This is a genomic window from Herbaspirillum chlorophenolicum (genome assembly GCF_001189955.1).
Classification (GTDB): domain Bacteria; phylum Pseudomonadota; class Gammaproteobacteria; order Burkholderiales; family Burkholderiaceae_D; genus Herbaspirillum; species Herbaspirillum chlorophenolicum.
The window spans coordinates 1-2150 of record NZ_LFLT01000121.1 but is presented as its reverse complement, the minus strand read 5'-3'; the positions used below and the strand labels follow the sequence as shown (position 1 = coordinate 2150).

2 protein-coding genes are annotated in these 2150 nt (G+C 47.7%); both read left to right on the top strand.

All coding sequences use genetic code 11. The annotated features are described in order from the left end of the window. On the top strand, positions 1–1280 hold a 1280-nt coding region (locus AKL28_RS23375), incomplete at its 5' end, for a Z1 domain-containing protein (protein ID WP_231602671.1). Continuing rightward, on the top strand, positions 1267–2145 hold the full coding sequence (locus AKL28_RS23370; protein ID WP_050470678.1) for a PD-(D/E)XK motif protein: 879 nt from the start codon (positions 1267–1269) through the stop codon (positions 2143–2145). The genes AKL28_RS23375 and AKL28_RS23370, both read left to right, overlap by 14 nt. The last annotated feature ends 5 nt before the right edge of the window (positions 2146–2150 follow it).

Genomic DNA, 2150 nt, shown 5'->3' with positions numbered 1-2150 from the left:
AAATCCGTACACAACTCAATGAGTCGGTGGCATCCATCAAAGTAGTCACCATAAATCAAAAATCGGCACCAGAGGAAAAGCTTGATTACTCGCGCTACAAAAATACAGAAAAAGGCAGGCGCGTTATCGCCATCGGGGGGCTTACGCTCTCCCGGGGACTAACACTCGAAGGTTTAAGCGTTAGCTATTTCTACAGAAACTCAAAAGCCTACGATACGTTGCTACAGATGGGACGCTGGTTCGGCTATCGCCCAGGATATGACGATCTATTCCGTATATGGATGAATATCGATGCGCAAAACTGGTATGCGCACATCGCAAATGCTGTTGCAGAACTACGAACCGATTTCCGGAGAATGAGCGCTAATCGACTTCCTCCATCTCGCTTTGGCATTCGCGTAAAAGCACATCCGGACACATTGATCGTGACCGCGCAAAACAAGATGCGCAGCGGCCAAGAATTCGAACACTCCATTTCTTTCAGCGCATCCGGAGTCGAAACCGCCTATGTGGCAAAAGATCAGTTGAATCAACAGAATGTTGATTGGGTCAAGCAATTCATCAAAGAGCGTGGAACAGCCACCACGCAAAAGAATAAATACTTGTGGTCAGGTGTAAAAAAACAAGCCATTGCACAATTCCTAGCCGGCCTCAACATCAGCAATTTGAACATGCAGTTCTTGCCTGATCACGAAACTGGGGAACGTCCGCTGGTAAAGTTCATCGAGAACAATCCATACACAACTTTAGATGAATGGGACATCTGCATTCCGCAAGGCGAGAACGATATTGTCCCTAATTTCTTGATCAATACAGGAACAGATGTACTCGGGGAAGTTGCGTGCCGTAGCCGTCAATTCGAGAAAACTCCGAAGAGCGCCTCATATTTCAAGCTCAACAGACAACGCGTTGGAGATACGAGTGACGAGAAGGTCGGCATGTCCATCTCACAACTTGCTGCTGTTGAAAACGCCTGGAAGGACGAACTGGCAAAAGACCCAGAAAAGAGAGGAAAGAGTATCCCCGGTTATATGTATCGAAAAATCCGAAGCAAACCTCTACTGACCATTCATTTCATTAAAGCCGTCGAGCCTAAAGTCAAACCCGATACCATGATGAAGGCCATCGATATTGGTACCGATCCAATCGTCGCGATTAGCCTCAGCTTCCCGGACTTTGATCCCGAGTCCAAGGGGAAATCTGTAGTTTACCGACTCAACAAAGTTGCGCTACGCGATTTGATTGGAGAAGAAGAGGAAGAAGGCGATGACACCGATTGAGACACTCTGGGAAAAACTACGACAGGATACGCTCATCGACCCACTGCGCGAATCTGACTGCCGGTTGCTAAAAACTGATCTCACTTCTGCTTTCGATATTTTCGCAGGGGTTGATAGTATTGGATGCGCTATCGTTGCGTTCAGTACCCGCGCCAAGCCGCCGGAGATTGATTTCGAGACCGGAGCGCTTGACTATTTTCGGCAGCCAAGATTGAACGGCCATTGGCTGATGGCTTTGCGCCTAAAAAACGAAAACCTTCAGCAGGTATTTGGCCGATTATGCCAGGATCTGATTGACGAATCACGTGCCATATTGACAGAAGCCGGTTTGATTTCTCTTTTTAGAGAACGACTGACTTTATGGAAAAGACTCTTTGTCCAAAACAATGACGGCTTGCTAAAACCCAATCAGATCAAAGGCCTATTGGGAGAGCTGCTAGCCCTAGAGAGCTTTAGTGCTGCACTTCAAGATGCACCTCATTCCTTAATATTGGCTTGGACGGGCCCTGATGGTGGAAATCAGGATTTCTTGTTTTCCAATCAAGCCATCGAAATCAAGTCGATCGCTCCCTTCACGGAAGAAATCACCATCAGCTCCCCGGCGCAACTGGACTGCGCCCTTCCATTGGAATTACATCTATACGTTCTGAAGGAAAGTGCCCCTGAGCAGGGTGGATCCCTATCGCTCGCAATGCAAGTGATTCGAATAGAGAACATATTGCGAAGCTCACCTGAAGCCTTGAAAGCCTTCCGCCAAAAGCTGCTGGCCGTCGGATACGTTGAAAATCCTTATTACGATACGGTCACCTTCATCCCCATGGAGACAAAGCGATACTCGGTCACGGAACAGTTTCCCAAGGTCTGACTCTT